This is a genomic window from Aequorivita capsosiphonis DSM 23843, from assembly GCF_000429125.1.
In the GTDB taxonomy this organism is placed as follows: domain Bacteria; phylum Bacteroidota; class Bacteroidia; order Flavobacteriales; family Flavobacteriaceae; genus Aequorivita; species Aequorivita capsosiphonis.
The window spans coordinates 219,395-239,225 of record NZ_AUBG01000011.1 but is presented as its reverse complement, the minus strand read 5'-3'; the positions used below and the strand labels follow the sequence as shown (position 1 = coordinate 239,225).

Annotated in this window: 16 protein-coding genes; 2 read left to right on the top strand and 14 right to left on the bottom strand. The window is 37.0% G+C overall.

The features are described from left to right. Window positions 1-61 precede the first annotated feature (61 nt). Window positions 62-808: a lysophospholipid acyltransferase family protein gene (locus tag G440_RS0110205; protein ID WP_026451221.1), complete on the top strand. Its 747-nt coding sequence runs from the start codon at window positions 62-64 to the stop codon at window positions 806-808. Between the two features lie 160 nt (window positions 809-968). Then, window positions 969-1,649: an HD domain-containing protein gene (locus tag G440_RS0110200; protein ID WP_051285288.1), complete on the top strand. Its 681-nt coding sequence runs from the start codon at window positions 969-971 to the stop codon at window positions 1,647-1,649. 187 nt (window positions 1,650-1,836) lie between these two features. On the opposite strand, the gene G440_RS0110195 is transcribed toward G440_RS0110200, so the two are convergent. The 14 genes from G440_RS0110195 to hemH all read right to left on the bottom strand — a co-directional run bounded on the left by G440_RS0110195 (window position 1,837) and on the right by hemH (window position 19,776). Beyond that, complete coding sequence (locus G440_RS0110195) at window positions 1,837-4,107, bottom strand: S9 family peptidase (protein ID WP_026451219.1); 2,271 nt, start codon at window positions 4,105-4,107, stop codon at window positions 1,837-1,839. Window positions 4,108-4,328: 221 nt separating this feature from the next. Then, a complete protein-coding gene (locus tag G440_RS0110190) occupies window positions 4,329-4,556 on the bottom strand; it encodes a hypothetical protein (protein ID WP_026451218.1) in 228 nt (75 codons plus the stop codon). A gap of 89 nt (window positions 4,557-4,645) precedes the next feature. Continuing rightward, window positions 4,646-5,008 (bottom strand): hypothetical protein, encoded by a 363-nt coding sequence (locus G440_RS0110185; RefSeq protein WP_026451217.1) that lies wholly within the window; start codon window positions 5,006-5,008, stop codon window positions 4,646-4,648. A 211-nt stretch (window positions 5,009-5,219) separates the two neighbouring features. After that, window positions 5,220-6,932: a helix-turn-helix domain-containing protein gene (locus G440_RS0110180; RefSeq protein ID WP_157417931.1), complete on the bottom strand. Its 1,713-nt coding sequence runs from the start codon at window positions 6,930-6,932 to the stop codon at window positions 5,220-5,222. Window positions 6,933-7,125: 193 nt separating this feature from the next. Then, complete coding sequence (locus G440_RS0110175; protein ID WP_245574848.1) at window positions 7,126-8,952, bottom strand: chloride channel protein; 1,827 nt, start codon at window positions 8,950-8,952, stop codon at window positions 7,126-7,128. A gap of 247 nt (window positions 8,953-9,199) precedes the next feature. Continuing rightward, entirely contained in the window at window positions 9,200-10,270 is a 1,071-nt protein-coding gene (locus G440_RS0110170; protein ID WP_034259334.1) for a PA0069 family radical SAM protein, read from the bottom strand. Window positions 10,271-10,329: 59 nt separating this feature from the next. After that, window positions 10,330-12,171 (bottom strand): Xaa-Pro dipeptidyl-peptidase, encoded by a 1,842-nt coding sequence (locus tag G440_RS0110165; RefSeq protein ID WP_026451213.1) that lies wholly within the window; start codon window positions 12,169-12,171, stop codon window positions 10,330-10,332. Window positions 12,172-12,338: 167 nt separating this feature from the next. Next, the gene (locus G440_RS0110160) at window positions 12,339-13,121 is read right to left on the bottom strand and encodes an enoyl-CoA hydratase/isomerase family protein (RefSeq protein ID WP_026451212.1); all 783 of its coding nucleotides are present in this window, start codon (window positions 13,119-13,121) and stop codon (window positions 12,339-12,341) included. Window positions 13,122-13,230: 109 nt separating this feature from the next. After that, complete coding sequence (locus G440_RS0110155) at window positions 13,231-14,688, bottom strand: sensor histidine kinase (RefSeq protein ID WP_026451211.1); 1,458 nt, start codon at window positions 14,686-14,688, stop codon at window positions 13,231-13,233. Window positions 14,689-14,783: 95 nt separating this feature from the next. Next, the gene (locus G440_RS0110150) at window positions 14,784-15,329 is read right to left on the bottom strand and encodes a CopD family protein (RefSeq protein ID WP_026451210.1); all 546 of its coding nucleotides are present in this window, start codon (window positions 15,327-15,329) and stop codon (window positions 14,784-14,786) included. An 82-nt stretch (window positions 15,330-15,411) separates the two neighbouring features. Next, window positions 15,412-16,155: a T9SS type A sorting domain-containing protein gene (locus G440_RS0110145; protein ID WP_157417929.1), complete on the bottom strand. Its 744-nt coding sequence runs from the start codon at window positions 16,153-16,155 to the stop codon at window positions 15,412-15,414. Window positions 16,156-16,170: 15 nt separating this feature from the next. Beyond that, window positions 16,171-17,253 (bottom strand): T9SS type A sorting domain-containing protein, encoded by a 1,083-nt coding sequence (locus G440_RS0110140; protein ID WP_026451208.1) that lies wholly within the window; start codon window positions 17,251-17,253, stop codon window positions 16,171-16,173. A 40-nt stretch (window positions 17,254-17,293) separates the two neighbouring features. Next, window positions 17,294-18,631 carry an MATE family efflux transporter gene (locus tag G440_RS0110135; protein WP_026451207.1) on the bottom strand — a complete coding sequence of 446 codons (1,338 nt, stop codon included), beginning with the start codon at window positions 18,629-18,631 and terminating at the stop codon, window positions 17,294-17,296. Window positions 18,632-18,735: 104 nt separating this feature from the next. After that, window positions 18,736-19,776, bottom strand: coding sequence for a ferrochelatase (gene hemH, locus G440_RS0110130; RefSeq protein ID WP_026451206.1), 1,041 nt, complete (start codon window positions 19,774-19,776; stop codon window positions 18,736-18,738). Between the last annotated feature and the right edge of the window lie 55 nt (window positions 19,777-19,831).

Sequence of the window (19,831 nt, the reverse complement as noted above, 5' to 3'; positions counted from 1 at the left end):
TGTAATTAAGCAAACGGAAGACCGTCTTTTTTTAAGACGGTTTTCTTATTTTTGAAAGTTAATGAAAGCACTCCTAAAAATTATTAGTTATCCGTTCTCAGTGTTGTTTTACCTATTCTTCGGTATTACAATTCTGGTGTTTCATCCTATACAATGGGCAGCATTTAATTGGTTTGGATATACGGCTCACAAAAAAACAGTTGATGTTTTCAACTGGACGCTGTTGCGATGTCTGCATGCGGTTGGAACTACCTATCACATTGATATAGACTTAAATGTTCCTAACGATGTACCTATCATAATTGTATCCAACCATCAGAGCATGTGGGAAATCTCCGTGTTAAGCTGGTATCTCCGAAAATATCACCCTAAGTTTATTTCAAAAGTTGAATTGGGAAAAGGGATTCCCTCTATCTCTTTTAATCTGCGTCACGGAGGTTCTATATTAATCGATCGAAAAAATCCAAGACAAGCGATAGTTGAATTGGTAAAGTTTTCAAAATACCTTCAGAAATTTAATCGGAGCGGTGTTATTTTCCCAGAAGGAACACGTAGTAAGACGGGAGTTCCAAAACCTTTCAGAAGAAGTGGCTTACAAACTCTTTTCAAAAAAGTGCCAGATGGCTATGTTATTCCGGTTACAATCAATAATTCTTGGAAATTGCAGCGGTATGGAATGTTTCCAATCCAGATGGGTGTGCGTTTAGAAATGACTACGCATCCCGCCATTAAAATTTCAGACTTTGACGTGGAAGCGTTGATTGATAAGGTAGAGGAAACTGTAACTTCAAAAGTACATAATAATTAGAATCTTTACCCCAGCCCTAAAGGGAGCTAGATTACACCATCAATTTAAATATTGACCAAACTTCAATTCTCCCATATGCTTGCCTGCCGAAGGAAGGGGGTCTGGCGTGCGACCTCTTAGCTAAAGAAAATCATTACTACTTTCACAAAACCTATAAACTATGTCTTCATATTCTCCACGCCACGGCGCGCAAGCTTCAGAAATTATTAAGAATACAATCAACTTCGTAAAAAATGAATTGAAAGGTGGCGAAGGAGGCCATGATTGGTTTCATATTGAACGCGTTTATAAAAATGCATTGCTAATTTCAGAAGAGGAAGAAGTTGATAAAACGGTTGTCGCATTAGGAGCGCTGCTTCACGATATAGCGGATTCAAAATTCCACGATGGCGATGAAACTGTAGGTCCCAAAAAAGCGCGACAGTTCTTAAAAACCCAAAATGTTTCCGAAGAAATAATGGAGCATATTATAAAAATAATTGAGAACGTTTCTTTTAAAGGAGGAAACAAAACCCAAAGTTTTACTTCAACAGAATTGGAAGTAGTCCAGGATGCCGATAGACTTGATGCCATTGGAGCCATTGGGATTGCAAGAGCATTTAATTATGGAGGTTTTAAAAATCGAAAGCTTTACGATCCCGAAATTGCGCCAAAATTGAATATGACGCCTTCAGAATACAAAGCTTCGGATGCTCCTACAATCAATCATTTCTACGAAAAATTACTGCTATTGAAAGATAGAATGAACACTGAAACCGGCAGGCGAATTGCGGAAGAAAGACATTTGTTTATGGAAACTTTTCTGAAACAGTTCTATGCGGAATGGGAAGGTAAAAAATAAAACTCTGTGTCCTCTGTGCCTCCGTGGTGTATTTATTACCACAAAGCCACAAAGGACACAGAGAAAACCTATCAAACTTCACGCTTGATAGGTTATTTCAGTTAAAGAAAATTTTAGTCTTATATCCTAAGTCCTACAGCGTCCGCGTGCCGCCAAAGCTTTAGCGGAGGAGCAAGCGGTCTTAGGTCTAGTTGAGGTGTTCCGCAAAGAAGCCCATCATCGCTGCATAAAAATCCAATCGGTTTTCTTCTTTTCCGAAACCGTGACCTTCGTCATATTTTACCATATAAGGAACATCAACACCATTTTCCCGTAGACTTTCAACTATTTGATCTGCTTCGTCAATGTTCACACGTGGATCATTTGCACCTTGAACCACGAACAATGGTTTTTTGATTTTATCAACGTGCAAAGCTGGAGAAATTTCATCCATAATTGCTTTTTCCTCTGGAATGGTAGGATTGTACCAAATTTTGTAAAGCAGCTCCTTATACTTTTCCCAATATGGAGGTATAGTTTCCATAAATGTATGCAGGTTGCTAACGCCTACATAATCTACACCACAGGCATACAAATCTGGGGTTTTGGTCATTCCGCGAAGTACTGCATATCCGCCGTGGCTTCCACCATAAATGGCAACCTTATCTTTATCTACCCATCCTTCATTAATTACATAGGCAATTCCATCTTCCACGTCGTTCATTGCTTTTCTACCTATTTGTCCAAAACCTGCTTTAAGGAATTCTTTTCCATAACCGCCAGAAATCCTAAAGTTCACTTGAAGGGTTGCATAACCGCGACTGGCAAACAATTGCGCCTCTGGATTAAAGCCCCAGCTATCTCGTATCCCTTGTGGCCCACCGTGCGGATTTACAATTAATGGAAGTTTTTGTCCTTTTTTATAGCCTTGTGGCAAGGTGATATATCCGTGAAGCGTTAACCCATCTCTACTCTTAAAAGTGATTGGTTTCATAGTTGCCATATCTTCCGCCTTTAAATTTGGCAGTAACTTATAAAGCAATGTGACAGTGTTCTTTTCTACATCGTATAAGTAATATTCTCCCACAATTTTATCACTGGTAATAATTACTAAATACTTTGATTCGTCATCGGTTTTCCCTTGGGTGAAAAACTGTTTATCACCAAATTCTTTCTTTAGACGGGCATGAATTTTCTTATAAGTCTCGCTTACCGGCACCACCTCGGTTTTTTCACCTTGATAATAGTAAAAATCTATTTCGTAATTACGTTTTCTGGAAAGTGAAAGTCCCGTAACATCAAAATCATCGTTCTTGAATAGGGTTTTAATCTTTTCGTTCTTTTTAAGATCATAAAGTTGGATCTCGGCTTTATCGGTTCCTAAATTCGAAACCACATAGGCATCATCGGGATTTTCGGAACGGGGATTAAAGTCATTAATCCCAAAAGAATCACCGAATTCAACCACCATCATTGGTTTGAACTCCCCATCAATTTTGTAAAGATATTCTATATCTACTCCATCCACCATTCTCCCGATGCCCCGAAGATTTCCTTTTTGGTCAAAAGCGTAGCCAGCTACTGGGGGACTGCCAGCCTCTACAGTATATAACTTTGTGGCCTCTCCTGTATTTATATTTAGGCGATAGGGTTCTTCTTGCTGAAGATTGTCCTTGTTCATTTGCACGATGATATTGTCTTCGTCATCCTTTACCATTTCAAGTACGTCCACTTTTACACCTTCGTATGGAGTTAGTTCCTTTTTGTTGGAACCATCTACATCAACGCCGAACAAGTGATAATTTTCATTTCCTCCTTTATCCTGAAGGTATAGGATTCGGTTGTCATTGGCCCAAAAATAAGATCTAATTAAATCCTCTTCTTGCTTTATTAGCAAACTTTCTTTTTGTGTTGCGGTTTCCTTCAAATAAACATCTCGTTCCCCAGTTTCTCTCCTCTTCATATACGAGAGATATTTTCCGTCAGGCGAAAGTTTAAAGGAGAAAACATCTGGAGTTTTAAAATAATCGGCAACAGTATATTTAAAATTGCCTTTTGCTTTTGAGGCTAATTTTTCCAATTCGGCATCTGTTGAGGGCAAATCTGTATTTCCGGGTTTTGTTTTTATTGTCTTCTTCAAGTTTAGGGGGTATTTTTGTCCCATTTGTTCGTAAGTTCCTTCTATAGTTTCTCCCGAAACTGAACCTGTATAGGTCAATCCCATTTTGGCCGAAGTAATGGTAACAGTTTTATCCTGCAAAACTACAGAATCGAGTTCTATTCCGCTTGCACCTTGCATAGGAACATCGAGAGTTGCGGTATAACCGTCCTCAGTTGGTGTAATGTTAATGATTAACTCCATTTGCATTCCTTGTACTTCAAGGTTGCCACTGTAGGAACCGTTTAATTCTTGGGCTTGGATTGACCCAGCCATAAACAGCAACGTAAGTGCTATTGATAATTTGATTAATATATTCATGATAGTTGGTTTTAATAGATTAGTGTGATTAGTAGATAAATTGTTATGCCAATTAAGATACCAATGGCGAATTTTATAAATTTAATGTATTTAGATGTTTTGCTTTTCATATTAGTGATATTGTGTGTGAATATACAGAGCTAAATAAAAATATAGAAATATTGCCCAGGATATAGCGGAAAAGATATTTTGTGTTTTTGATTTTTTCATAATAGTATGTTTTAGATTAAATGAAGGTTAAGTTTTTGATATTTATTAAAGTGAAAGCTGAGCTCTTCGGAATTTATTTTTTCAATTGGTTTTTCAATATTAGCGTTCATTTTATGATATAGTTTTTCTCCTACATAAGTTCCAATAATGAATAGCGATATTAAGAATATTCCAAATGCTACAATGGCTGAAATAATTAACTTTTTGATTGTTGTTTCTCGGTTTTTTGGAGTTTTCATTCTTTTGATTTTTTATTTCCGTTAAACTATTACTGAAATTACAGGACAGTACCGTTTTTTATCTTTACAAACTCTTTTACTCTATTGGATTAAAAAGAAAGTTCAATAATATCTATTGTTTCGTAATTTGGAATAGTAGCTTTTAAGTGCTCATTTATTTTCTTGGCCTCTTCAGCTGCTGAAACCTCATACTTGCAATTTTTAAGCACAAATGATACTGTTTTATTGGTAATACCATCTTTGCTAAATTGAAGTCCTATTGAAGAAATATTTTTATTTACCGATTCGCAGTCACAATTTTCTTGAATACTTTGTTTAATTGAGGAAGTCAATCGAGTATCTGATTTGATCATTTTAGTTATTCCGAAGCCGAATGAAATACCGATAATAAAACCTAAGATTACTTTTACGATTAATTTACGTTTGCGATTTAAAGTTTTTTGTGTGTTCATAATAAATTGTTTTAGTGGTTAATTTCTGAAACAAATCTGCAACACAAAACTCATATATAAAAGAGAAGCATCCCCAGTTTTAGGAAAATGGGGAAGGAATAAAAACACGTTACCCATTGAAAACAGTGGGATTGCTCGTTATTGAAGTAATTTTTAGAAATGACGAAACCGCCAACCCTAAATTTATAAATTTCGGGTTAAAACGGTGGTTTTAGGCGACATTCTTAATCTCCTTAATGTAGAAAGAAGGGTTTAATCCAGTATCTTTTTTGAAGTATTTGGTAAAAGAATCTGCAGATTTATAACCTACTTCCTCGGCGATGGATTGGATAGAATACGATCTAAAAATTACATCATTCTTTAAACGAATAATGACATAATTGATTCGGAGATCATTGATATAGGTGTTGAAATTTTTGCCGAAGTGTGAGTTGATTACTTTAGAAAGGTAGGAGGTATTAGTACCAATTTTCTTCGCAACGTTATAAGAGTTGCATTCCTGTTTTAAGAAATATTCCTTTTCCTCCAATTTTTTGAGTCCGTCTAGAATGTGATTCGTAACCTCTTCAGAAACATCGGTGGAATTTGTTTCTTCTAGAACTTCGTCTTTTGTATCTATAATATTTTCGGGATTTTCAGCAGCCTTAATTTTAGCAAGCAATGCGTCAAACTTGATTTCGTTGGCTTTTTTGTTTCGATAGAATTTTAGGAGAATGAAAAGAAGGATCAAGATAACTATAGATCCGCCGAGTAATAGGTAGTTAAAATTGGATTGCTTCCCCTCTTTTTCTTTCTTTAAGAATTCTAATACATTTTTAAACTGGTTTATTTCTCTTATTTGTTTTCCTCTTTGAATTGTATCTCTTACACTTCCAAACTTTTCCGAAGCGTTTACATATTTTTGGAAATAAAAATTTGCTTTCTCTAAATTGTCTTTGCCTTTATATGCTTCAGCTAATATTTTGTAATAATCTAAAGTAAATGCTTCCTCTTGTTCATTAATTTCATAGGTTTTGAATGCATTCTCTAAGGCTACTATCGATTTTTCGTAATCTTCCTGTTGAAGATACATTCTACCTAAAAGACCTCCCAAAAGTAAACTGTCCATTTTTGAAAAAGGCTGGCAATATTGTTTCGCCTTACTCACATTTTTATTTGCTGTGGAATAGTTTTTTAATAATATTTCAGCTTCAGCAAGTTGGAGATATGTAATTTTGATAATACAAGAATCATTTCTAACAATTGGATTTTGTAATAATTCATTTAAATAAATAACACTAGAATCTGCAATTTTTAATCTTAAATATGCATTGGCTAGTATCGATTGGTTTAGAAGCAATTGTTGATTTTTACTTTCTGAACTTAGCTGTTTTAGATCTGGATTATTTAAATTCTTTAAATTTTGCTTCGTTCTTGTAATAGTTAATCTATAATTTCCGCCCATACCATCTAAAAGCTCCATCATTTGGTTGGCGGAAAGTCTTAATTTTAAATCATTGGTTTTATCTGCTATTACGAGCGTGCTATCTATTGCAGCATATGTTTTTTTTATGTGCCCTGACCTGAGGTATACAAGCATAGCTGTTTTATAAGTGCGCTCTTTTTGGGCAATTAGATCGTTCCTTGATCTAAAAAGAAGCACTTGATCCATTTTTTCAGCAGCTTTTTCAAATAATTCATTTTCAAAATATATAGCAGAATATGTTATCAAAGCTTCAAACTCGCGTTCTAAATTCTGTTCTTTTTGAGCCTTGGTTTGATAGTATTTCAACAGTGCAAATCCCTGTGTAGTATCTTTTGATTGTGCTTTTATTAATTTAGTGAGCTCGATATAATCCTTACCTGCCAAAGTATCTTTTTGCGCGAAAATATATGTTGGAAAAGCAAATAAGAATACTAAAAAAAAATTGAAGAGATATTTCATATAATTTGAGCCAGCAAGTTTTTTCAATATAAGGATGAAACGGTCAAAGTTACTAATTAAAATAATTGGAGTTTTGGGATTATGGACTTTAAACCCTCTGTGTACCTCTGTGGTCCTTTGTGTAACTCTGCGAAATAGCTTTCACGTAGAGTGGCGCAGAGCTAACGCTGAGGTTTGCAGAGAAAACAATCCTTTATTCAGAATACTCCCGCAACAACAATCTATAATTATTTAAAATTGCGGAACGGCTTATAAACCCTTGAAAATTTCGGTCTTCATCAAGCATTGGCAACTGCCAAACATCTGCTTCGTCAAACATTTTGATTACCTCCATAACACTATCTTTATCAGAAACTATGAAAGAAGGATTTGAAGCCAATTGGCTTACGTTTATATCTTCCGTAGATTCCTTTCCAAGTAAATAGGGTCGAAGTCTCTCCCGGTTTAGAATCCCCCAGAATTTATTTTCCGCATCTACTACGGCCATCGTATTCTGATTGCTATTTCTAAATTTTTCCATAATCTCTTCCATGCTTTCCGTTGTATTGATTATCAGTGACGCGGTATTCAGACAATCTTGAAGATGGATGTGTGAAAGAATATTTTGGTCTTGGCGGGTAGTAAATATTTCTCCTGCGTCCGCGAGTTTTTTATAAGCCGGATTTATAGTTGAAAAGAAACGGTTAATGGCATAAGCCATTACAGAAACTATCATCAACGGGATAAAAAGATCGTAGCCACTACTGGTTTCGGCGATAAGAAAGATTGCAGTTAAGGGTGCGTATAATGCGCCAGACATCACGCCGGCCATTCCCACTAGCATGAGGTTGGTAGTTGGTACATTTGGCATTCCCATCATTTCCAATACGAAACCAAAAAGATAACCTAAAAGTCCACCAGCGACCAAAGAGGGTGCAAAATTTCCTCCATTCCCACCCGAACTCAGCGTAATACTGGTGGCAAAGGCCTTCATCATAATTGTTAAGCCTAGAAAGGCGATAATGATTAATTGGGAGGTTCCAAAATAACTGAAGAGGCTTTCGTGTATTAAATGTTCCACATCGCCTCGGTGTAGGGTTTTTATATTTAAATAGCCTTCACCAAAAAGAGGAGGAAAGAGAACACATAATAAAGAAAGCAGCGACCCACCAATTATTGCCCGGAGCAGGATTTTTCTTTTAAAACGTTCAAAAAATTGATGCACTCTTTGCCCTACAACTAAAAAATAACGCGCGTACAATCCAGTTAAGACTCCTAAACCAAGAAAATATAATGTGTTGCCATAGTAAAAAACTTCACGGGACTGTAAATTGAAAAGCACGTCTTCCTTTAAGATAATAGTTGATAGCAAACTACCGCAAATGGCAGCGATTACCAAGGGAATAAAATCTGTAAATACTAGGCCGGTGAGTAAAATTTCGAAGGCGAACATCACGCCCGCAATGGGAGCATCAAAAGCGGCGGCTATACCTGCAGCTGCACCAGATGCGAGTAAAAGAGTACGTTCTTTAAAACCTAAACTATAACGTTGTGCATAATTAGAACCAAAAGCTGATCCCGTAACTGCAATTGGGGTTTCCAAACCAACCGAACCTCCAAACCCAACAGTTACCGCACTTTGGATAATTTGGGAGTACATTTTGCTGGATTTCACCTTGCTGCCATTTTGTGAAATATCTTTTAATATAAATGAAAGCTCCTTGTCTTCATCTCCTTTAAAAAGGTATTTCACGATTAAGGAGGTCAACACAATTCCCAGCATCGGAAATATAGCAAATACAAATAGCCGCTCCGTGAGCGGTACATCATTATTGACGAAAAGTTGTATATGGTGGACCAAGACCTTAAGAAGAACTCCGGCCAAACCGGCGCTCAAACCAACCAGGATACCCGAGAGAATTAGAAATTGAATACGCGTAACCCGTTCCCTAATATAAAATAGAAGTATTTCTACAACATTGAACTTCCTAAATGGATAGTTTACGAAGGCTCTTTTGAACTTTAAAAAGCCGACTATCATTTTTTTTATTTTATAAACCATTGGACGTCATATTCTGTTTTGACTTTTAAAGTTAATTATGCAATTTATAGTAAATGCCCTGTTACTTTCGTTTTAAAGCTATCGATTCTTGATTAAATATAGGCTTTAATAAAAACATCGGTCTTTTCTTAAATTTATAGTGAAATTAGGGTTTTGTTTAAAAAACTAGCAATTCATCGGAAGACTAAATTTTCCCCAGAGCACTGCAAAGATAATACAGAGAAATTTAGAATAGATTTAGCTGCGGATTTTTTAATTGAAGAAAATGCGAGGTATCCAAGGTTTCAGTTTTGCGATCCTTTAAATATCTTTTCTTGGCGATTGCCATAGTACTTTTTACATGTTCGCTAATAGTGCCTTCGCCTCGCATTCTTCTTCCGTAATTGCTGTCGTTGAGGTTGCCGCCGTGACACTCTGCAATTTGGTTTAAAATGCGTTCCGCTTTATCCGGAATGGTTTTATAGGCCCAATCCTTAAATATTTCAGCAATCTGGCCGTTTAAACGAACAATGGTGTAGCCAACATCTTTTGCGCCAAGTTCTGCTACTTTTTTTACCAGAGGAAGGATTTCGTGGCTGTTTAAGGAAGGAATAATCGGCGCCATCATTACGCGAACAGGAATTCCGTTTGCTGAAAGTATTTCAACAACTTTAAGCCGTTGTTTAATACTTGCCGTTCGCGGCTCTAATAATCTGCGGGTATCTTCGGAAAGGGAAGTGATGGAAACATTTACTGAAATAATATTCAGTTTGGCCATTTCCTTTAAAATATCTAGATCGCGAAGAATCAATGAGTTTTTTGTGATGATTCCCGTGGGATGTTTCCATTTTAGCATCACCTCCAAACATTTTCGGGTGATTTCCATTTTGCGTTCCAATGGTTGATAGCAATCTGTATTTCCTGAAAATATAATGGTTTCGCCCTGCCAATTCTTTGAAGTTATCTTTTCTTCCAAAAGCTGAGGTGCATTTCTTTTAAAGAGAATTTTTCGTTCAAAATCCAAGCCGGCTCCATAACCCCAATATTCGTGGGTATTTCTGGCATAGCAATACACACAACCGTGTTCGCAACCTTGATACGGATTTGCGGAATAACTCATTCCAACATCAGGACTTTTAACCTTATTTACAAATGTCTTCGGAAAAACTTCAATGTAGGTTGTTTTATTTCTATCAGCTTCTTCGCCTTCGGCTTCACAGAAATTTAAATACTCATCCAAGACTTCGTGACTATTTTCGAAGAAACGATTGTGTACATTTTTCTGGGCGCCACGACCTTTTAGAACATTATCAGACATAAAAAAACTTTGAAGAATGGGTATCTTCAAAGTTAATTATTATTTGGAAGAAATCCTTTTTAATATGGAAATATTCCTATTTTTTTTATTGATTTTTCAAAAGCTTTCTTCCCTCCAACTACTGGAATTTCGATACTAGTTCCATCAAGATCAACTGTTAATTCAGTTCCCGGTTTTGGCAAAAGAGTGAATTTGCTATCGCTCGAAAAAATCATTAAACCAATTTGCTGTCCTGCTGGAATTACCTGATCATCTGGGATTAAGTCAAACGACATTTCATAAAACTTGCCTGGCTTTAAAGGTTCGCTCTCGGTAATAGATTTGTAATTCTGTGGATCGGCCCAACCTCTAGTGATAATATTGTCGGTTATTTTCGCGTCAGGATGCTTGTTCCACGGTAAGGAAACCATCCATACCGAAAGGTTCGCGGCAGGTTTGCTACTATCCAATTTTATTTTTAATGTGGAAAGTCCTGATAGATGAAGGTCTTCTTTTAAAACTGGAGTTACAAACAATAATCTGTGCTTTGATGTTGCGAGCTGCGCTAAAGAATCTCCCGAAAAATGATAGTCGTCAACCAAGGTTTGCTTTCCTTGTTTTTTATTCTTTTCCAGCGTTAAAACACCTTCGTTTTTTGATGTTGATTTCAAGTGAAGTTCAACTTTTTTAGCATCAGGATTTGGATAATCAGCGTAAGGAGTTGGATTGTTATTCGCGTCGTTTTCTCGAACAATCCACGCTTTTGGTCCTTTCTCAATATCATTATCAATTCCGAAGAGATATTTCGTAAACCATTTGTTCATCATGGATAGTGGTGGTGGTCCGCCGTGTCCCTTTTGATGGTAATAGATTTTTACCGGAAGTCCCATTTCTGCAGCTTTTTTATAAATTCTATAGCTATGATCTGGCATTACGTTCCAGTCATTAAAACCATGCGACATAAACAATGCTGCTTTCATCGGCTTCATATCGTTTAAATAGTCACGACCCGCCCAAAAATCATTATAGTCTCCTGTAATGCGATCGATACCATTTTTTATTTCGTCATCGCGATAAATTGAATCGCCATAGGCACGTTTAGACTCAGCGCCACTGTGGATAAAATCGTAAAGCACATCGACATCTTCCCCTAAATATCCTCCTGGGGAGCGAACCAGTCCGTTTGATCTGTAATAATTGTAATATGATGTATTTGGAGCGATGGGAATAATTGCTTCAAGTCCTTCCACACCAGTCGTTGCAGCCGCCAACGGAATTGTACCGTTATATGATGTGCCCGTCATTCCAACTTTTCCCGTGGCCCAATATGCTTTTACTTCTTTGTTTCCATCTGGCGTTGTATAGCCTTTTGCGCGACCGTTAAGCCAATCAATAACTGCTTTTGGGGCCAAAGATTCGTTGTCGCCGCCTACAGTTGGCGAACCTTGTGAAAGTCCAGTTCCTGGGGATGACGAATGAATAACAATATAACCACGCGGCACCCATGTGTGTATCTGGGTGTTGGAAATGATAGGCCGCTCGCCACGTCTTGTTACTGAAGGATGCACTATTCCTTTTCCTGGAGCGCCCAATTCGTGATAAACATCGTGAAAAGCACCTTCAGTTTCTGGAGCGACACCGGCAAAATAAGGACTTGATTCATATACCACAGGAAGTTTTAAGCCATTTATTTCTGTTTGTTTGGGCCTGGTTACATCCACGTGCATACGGTCTGGTTTTCCGTCGCCATCGGTGTCAAAAGTTGTTTCTACCCATAAATCGGTGCGAATCCAGTCGCTGGGGTTTTCGAACGCGGGGACAATTTGTGCCTCGCCGTCTTTAAACCAAGGTTCGGCTTTTTCTTGGGCTGTTACTGAAAATGTAAAAGCCAAAACGAAAATTATTAGAAGGTATCTTTTCATAAGTAATAAATTTTAGGCACTATTTTGTTGTATTCGCTCGCGATATTTATGATAGGTTCTAGGTGAAAATCTATGTTTTTAAGCTTTAGTATTGCACTATACCACAATCCCGATAGTTATCGGTATCACAGAGAAGCACGAAGTTGTACAAAGAAAAAATAAAAGTTCTATTTCCCGGGAAAATTTGCCTTTCTCTTTTGAAGAAATGCTTGCGTACCTTCTTTAAAATCTTCCGTGCCGAAACAATTGCCGAATTCTTCAATTTCCACTTCAAAACCATTTTGGCCATCTTCGAAGTTTGCATTAATGGCATTTATAGCCGAAGCAATTGCAACCGAAGAGTTTTTCATGATTTTTGAGGCGATCTTTTCAGTAAACTCCAATAATTCTTCCGAAGTGGTTACGTGGTTTACCAAACCGTATTGCAGGGCTTGATTGGCATCGATCATTCCAGCAGTCATAATCATTTCCATAGCACGGCCTTTTCCCACTAATTGAGGTAAACGCTGCGTGCCGCCATAGCCAGGAATCACACCAAGCGAAACTTCTGGCAGTCCCATTTTTGCGTTATCGGAAGCTATACGGAAATGTGCCGCCATAGCCAATTCCAGTCCGCCACCAAGTGCAAAACCATTTACCGCTGCAATTACAGGCGTAGAAAGGTTTGCAACAAAATCGAACAACACCTCTTGTCCTTTAGCTGCTAGTTTTGCACCTTCTTCTTCTGAAAAATCGGCAAATTCGCTAATATCTGCGCCAGCAACAAAAGCTTTTTCACCGCTTCCGGTAATGATTATTACTTTCGTTTTAACTGAATTATCAGCTACTTCGAAAGCATCGCGTAATTCCTGAATAGTTTCACGGTTCAGCGCGTTTAATTTTGAAGGACGGTTGATAGTTATGGTTGTGATGCTGTTATCAGTTGCGGAAAGAATATTTTGATATTTCATTTATAGTGTATTTTATTTTGAGATAAATAAGTTTTTTACCACGAATACACTAAGGTGATTTTAATAATATTCGTGCATTCGTGGCTCTTTCACAAAGCTACTAAAAAGCCTATAGTATTGCCAGAAACGATACTTTAAAAGTGGTTTTTTCTTCGGAAGAATCCAGTGTTATGGTACCGCCATAAGTCTCAACAATATTCTTTACCATTCCCAAACCTAAGCCCATTCCGCTAGTTTTGGTTGTAAACTGTGGTTCAAAAATAAAGGTTCGGTTTTCTTCGGAAACACCAATTCCATTATCAGTAACCGATATGTTTACAAATGTGCCTTCGGTTTCAATTAAAACATCAATTCTAGGTTCTTCAGGGTTCTTCTGCTCTATAGATTGAATACTATTTTTAACCAAGTTTGTGATTACACGAATGAGTTGGGTTCGGTCAAAACGTGCGCGGACATCTTCTTCTTCGGAAAACAGGAAGATATAATCTTCATTAAAAATATCCAGCGCCAATTTTGTGATTTTTACTACATCCAAGGTTTCATCTTGTTGCGCGGGCATTTTTGCATACGTAGAAAATGCTGATGAGATGGAACTTAATGTGTCAATTTGCTGTAATAATGTATCGGTATATTCCGTCATTTTATTGTCAATATCAGCATCATTACAATCAAATCTACGTTGAAAACTTTGAACCGTAAGTCGCATAGGCGTTAACGGATTTTTAATTTCGTGTGCCACCTGTTTTGCCATTTCGCGCCAAGCGGTTTCGCGTTCACTGGCGGCGAGTTGAGCGGCGCTGTTTTCCAATTCGTCAATCATCCCGTTATATGCGTTTACTATTGTGGAAATTTCAGAAGGCGTATCACTTAAATGAATTTTTTTATTGCGTTTATCAAAACGAGTTGCAGTAAGTTTTTCACTAATTTCTTTTAGGGAACGAGTAATATATTTTGAAAGGAAATACGCTAGGGCAATTGCCACCAAAAGCATAATAAAGTAGGCCACACCCAACCTATAAAGATATTCTGTTAGTTCTTTGGTAATAAAACCGTCATCTTCTATATAAGGCAAGTTTAAAATTGCCAGTGGTTTAAAATAACTATCTGTGATATAAGTATAAGAAGACTGATACTTTTGGCCACCTTCCTCAAATTCTTTTATATAACTTTTTGTGGGTGAGTTCTGAAGCTTTTCAAGCGCATATTCCGGCATTTTTGGGGAAACGGTATCTTTAAAAAAAGAAGGCTTTGATGATTTTAAAAGATTTCCGTGTAGATCGTAAAGAAAAATCTCAAGACTGTGAATGTCCTTTATTTCGTAGATTTTATCTTTAAAAATGAGCGGAATCTGAGCAGTTTCTACAGGATACGTGGTGGTTTTTAGAATATAGTTTATGTTCTCGCGGATGGCTGCTTCTTTACGTAATAAGCGATCACGGTGATAATCCTGTGCTTCTTCTTTATATTGATATACGGTAACGATGGCAATAAGTATAGAAGCCCCAATAACCAAAAGAATCATGGATAGGAAGATGCGAGTACGGAGGGATTTTTTGTAAAAGTACACTTACATTTTTTTGGGAAAGAAAGATAGCAAAAACCATACTGGAAAGCACCAAAACTTTAAAATTCTCAATTTCAACTTCAAGATAAATTCTAAAATCAATTTTTGCTTTCTCTGATTCGTTTATAGATTTTATAGCCCATCATCAATAAAATAGCAAAAATTATAATTCCTGCGGTTCCATATATCCAGTTGACGGCGCTTTTCAGAATAACCAGAAAAACTACTGCAAATAGAATGATTGTGGGTACTTCATTAAAAAGACGCATATAGTTTGAGGAATGTTTTACCACGTCATTTTGCAGTTGTTTAAAAATTTGATGACATTTAAATTGATAGATTACCAAAATCACCACGAAGGCTAATTTTACTTGCATCCAAGCATCGCTCAAAAAAAACATGCGCATATAAATAAGCCAAATTCCGAAGAACAGTGCCAGAATCATAGATGGCCAAGTGATAATATTCCACAAGCGGAAGGCCATTATTTTGAGCTGTTTTCCCAAGATTTCTTTTTCTGGCGAAGGTTTTTGTGAAGCTTCAATTTGATACACAAACAAACGGACAATATAAAAAAGCCCCGCGAACCAAGTGATAATAAATATTAGATGAAGGGATTTTATATAGGGGTAATATTGTTCCATTAAAAACTAGGTTTTCTAAAAACTAGTCTGCAAAGATACCGAATTAATAAAATAAGTATTGGTGTCTGCTAAACGGATAAAATCAATGTTTAATAAATTTCTTCTTCGTACTATTTCCTGTGGAAAATTGAATACTTATAAAATACATTCCAGAGTTTAAGGCTGAAACGTCTATTTCATTTGAAACCATATCTTTTATAGAAATCATAATTCTACCATGAATGTCTGTGATGATAACAGAATCGAAGTTGTTGGTTGCAGATTGAAGAATCAATTTGTTCTGCGTAGGATTTGGGAAAATAACTAAATCGTTAATTGAAATATCTTCTATGTCTAGAGCGGGAAAATTTTTGTAAACCTGATAGCCATAACTAAAATCATATTGAAGTACTATCTGCTTGTCATCTCCCGGGAGATTAACTTCAAAGATATCGGCCGTTTTTTCTTCAACAAAGGGAATAAAAAAATAGTTTTCCATGGCTTCATAATCGCTACAATTTTCGGTTTCAATAACAACATTTCTCGGTATAAAATTATCGTCAACTCCAAAGGGTTCGTTGCTTATATATTCGTATTCGCCAGTATAATCATTGCAGAAACCGACACCGTGGAGCGTGTAATCGGCATCAATAACTAGGGTTGGCCCCTCGCTTATTGGTAAATCGCTGATAGACACCACTTCGTCGATATATGTAAAACTGTGCAAATACCAATGGTCAACAATATATTCCGGAGGTTGCGCCACCAATACTTGCATAGTGAGAAAAAGCGATATAAAAAGCAGTATTTTTTTAATTTTGAGATTTTTTTTAGTGTGCAGAGACAAATTGCGTGGTTTTTATTATTCCTTAATAAATTTCTTGGTATTATTTCCTTCGGAAGATTCAATCCTTATAAAATACATCCCTAGTTTTAAATCCGAAACATCTATTTCATTTGAAACCACATCTTTTATAGAAATCACAATTCTGCCATGAATATCTGTGATGATAACAGAATGGAAATTGTTTGTTGCAGATTGAATAATCAATTTGTTCTGCGTAGGATTTGGGAAAATAACTAAATCAGATAAATTATTTTCATTGACAGACAATAATTGATTCGAGAAATAGGAAATAAAACCAGCATAGGTTTCGTATTGTAAATAGTCTATTCCGTCACTTCCTGTATATAAAGTACAACCCATCGTTGGATTTTGGTACATTAAATCATATAAGGTATACTCCACTGGTCCTGGCGGACAATTGCTTTCATCTTGCTGATAGTTTTGTGATTGCAATTTAAATTCATAGTCTCCACCATTTCCCAAAATTAAATCTCCGCTTATTATGGCACAATCCTCAATACCAGTATATGTGAAATCTGGGTTTATTGTAAATTGTGGTGGATTGGGCCCCGGATAAAAAACGGGATCACCAAGATCCGCTTCGGTCATATACAAATACCAAGTTTGAAATAACATGGCATCTGGTACCGGAGCTGGTTCTGTACTATATAAAGCTAAATTATAGTCTGAATCCCTTAACGACAGGTATTTATAACCGTTTCTTTCATTATAATTATAAGTCAAGATTTTAGATTCCAGGTTATGGTTGGTTAAAATTTCATAAAAATAGAGATCTTCATAATAGCAATTGGGCTCTATACAATCGTGTAATGTGACGCTAATAGAATGAAGCGTTACTGAATTGCCGCTAAAATTTGCACCAGCAGTCAAGGTGTTAAAGATACCATCGGCATCTAAAACATGACTTCCGGGAAGCGGGTAAAAAGCCACACTTGGATTTTCTCCATTTGGAGTTAAAAACCAATCGTTCGTTTCAATAGATTTTAAATTGAAAGTCTCATTCAACATTCCAACAGGTTGCGCAAATGCAGAGAAGATTGAAAAAGATGTGACAACAAGAAGTATAAGTTTTTTCATAACTGATGGATTAGTAGTTAAATATACAAAAAAATCAGCTTTAACCTTTTATTGTTTTTCGTATCTCTCTGTTCAAAAAATAACCCGTTACAATGGTTGAAAGAATATCTGCGGCGGGAAAGGAGATCCAGACGCCCAATTCGCCAAAATAATGCGGAAGAATAAATATCAAGGGAATAAAGAAAAATCCTTGTCTGGTTAATGTCAGCAATAATGCAGGGACAGCTTTTCCGATGGCTTGAAAATACGCCGAACCTATCAATTGTATTGCTATAACAGGTATTGCCGCAAAAACCCAGCGCATATACTGTGGGGTTTTTGAGAGTATTTCGGGATCGTCTGTGAAAACGGAAACAATTGCCGCTGGAAATATCATTATTAATACAAAAATGATGAATGCTAAGGCGCCGGCATATAAGATTGCTTTGTTGATGCTTTCGCGAACTCTTTCAAATTTATGTGCGCCGTAATTGTATCCTGCAATAGGTAAAAATCCTTGCGTTACCCCAAGAACAGGAAAGAGGGCAAACATCAACATTCGCGCGATAATTCCGTAGGATGCAATGGATGCTTCTCCGCCAATGTCGAAAAGGATGTTGTTCATTAAAAGGTAAGTAACACTAACCACCGCTTGCCTCGCCAAGGTTACACCCCCCAATGCCGACATTTCCTTAAGTACCGATAAATTCAATCCTAAATGGGGTATACTTATTTTGAGTTCTGATTTTCCGCTTAAGAAAAAATAAAGAACATAGAGAAAACACAAGCCATAAGAGAGGGTCGTTGCCCAAGCGGCTCCCGCCATTCCCATATCCATCAGATTGATAAAAACATAATCGAGAACTAGATTTCCAACCGAAGGAATAATCATTGCAATCATTGCGAACTTCGGTTTTCCTTCGGCTCTAATCACGCTGTTGCCCATCATGCACAGTGCTAATAATGGCACTCCATAAAGGACAATCCGGTAATAGATTTTGGCCGGATCAAAAATGTCGCCTTTTCCACCGAAGGCCGGGATTAGTTCATTTATAAATACTAAGCCAAAAACTACCATGGCGGTGGTCAGCAAAAGCGTTAAGGTTATCTGATTTCCAAAAGTTTTTAACGCTCGTGGTTTAGTGTTAGAGCCTAAAGCGCGTGAAATTATGGAAGAGCCACCAATTCCGATAGCCATCCCAAGTGCCGAGATAAAAAATGAAATAGGTAATACAACATTGATTGCCGCAATGGCGATGGAACCTATCCAATTCCCCACAAAAATGGTGTCTACCAAAATGTTCAGCGACATCACTAAAATCCCAATGGAAGCTGGAACAGCTTGTTTTATCAGTAAACTTCCAATGGGTTCGGTGCCGAGAGCCGTAGAATTATTCATTCTTTATTACTATTACTTATTTTTTTCCTCTAACATCTACTATATCTATTACCCCGAATTAATGCTGAAATAATAAAAAATAGTAATAGAAAATAATGAATAATTTAAGCGATCGCTGTTTTAACATCCACAATTCGCCAAGTGTCAATCCAGCCTGTCAAAATCTCCGCCCAATCATCACGATCGTTTAAGCAAGGAATAACAGTAAATTCTTTTCCGCCAGCTTCGTGGAAAATCTCTTGACCTTCCATTGCTATTTCTTCCAAAGTTTCCAAGCAATCACTCACAAAAGCCGGAGTGACAATTGCAATTTTCTTGGTTCCCTCTAAGCCTAACCGTTCTATGGTTCTGTCCGTTGGTGGTTTTAACCAAGGATCAAAACCTAAACGCGATTGGAAGCAATTAGAATACGTTCCGGGTGTTAGATTCAATTTTTCGGCAACAAGAGCGGTTGTTTTAAAGCACTGATGGCGATAGCAGAACTCGTGAGCTGGAGAATCAGTAACGCAGCAACTACCATCTATTTTGCAGTGGCTTTTGGTAATATCTCGTTTATAGATATGCCGTTCCGGAACTCCGTGATAGCTGAATAATAAATGCTCATAATCCAGCCCTTCCAGTTTTTCTGAGATACTTTTAGAAAGAACCTCAATATATTCTGGCTTATTGTAGAATGCTGGTAAGGAAGTAATCTGAAGTTGAGGGAAGAATTCCTTTTTTAGTTCTTCCACCCTCACATCAATAGTTTCTGTGGTGGCCATTGCGAATTGTGGATATAAAGGAATGGTTAAAATTTCATCTACGCCTTGATCCACAAGCTCCTGTAATCCTTTTTTTAATGTCATGCTTCCGTAACGCATGGCTAAAGCAATGGGAACAGTTGTTTTTTCCTGAATTTTTTTCTGAAGTCTTTCGGAAAGTACAATTAACGGAGATCCTTCCTCCCACCAAATTTTTTGATAGGCTTCAGCTGATTTCTTAGGCCGCGTATTTAAAATAATCCCGCGAACAATAAAAGATCGAAGCCAGAACGGAACGTCAATCACACGTGGATCCATCAAGAACTCATCGAGATATTTTTTTACGTCTTTTGGGTCGGTGCTGTCTGGTGAACCGAGATTTACAAGGAGAACTCCTTTTTTCATTTTCTAAATTTAATTTGCAAAGGTAACAAGTCTGCTGTTAAAGACCCTCTAGGTT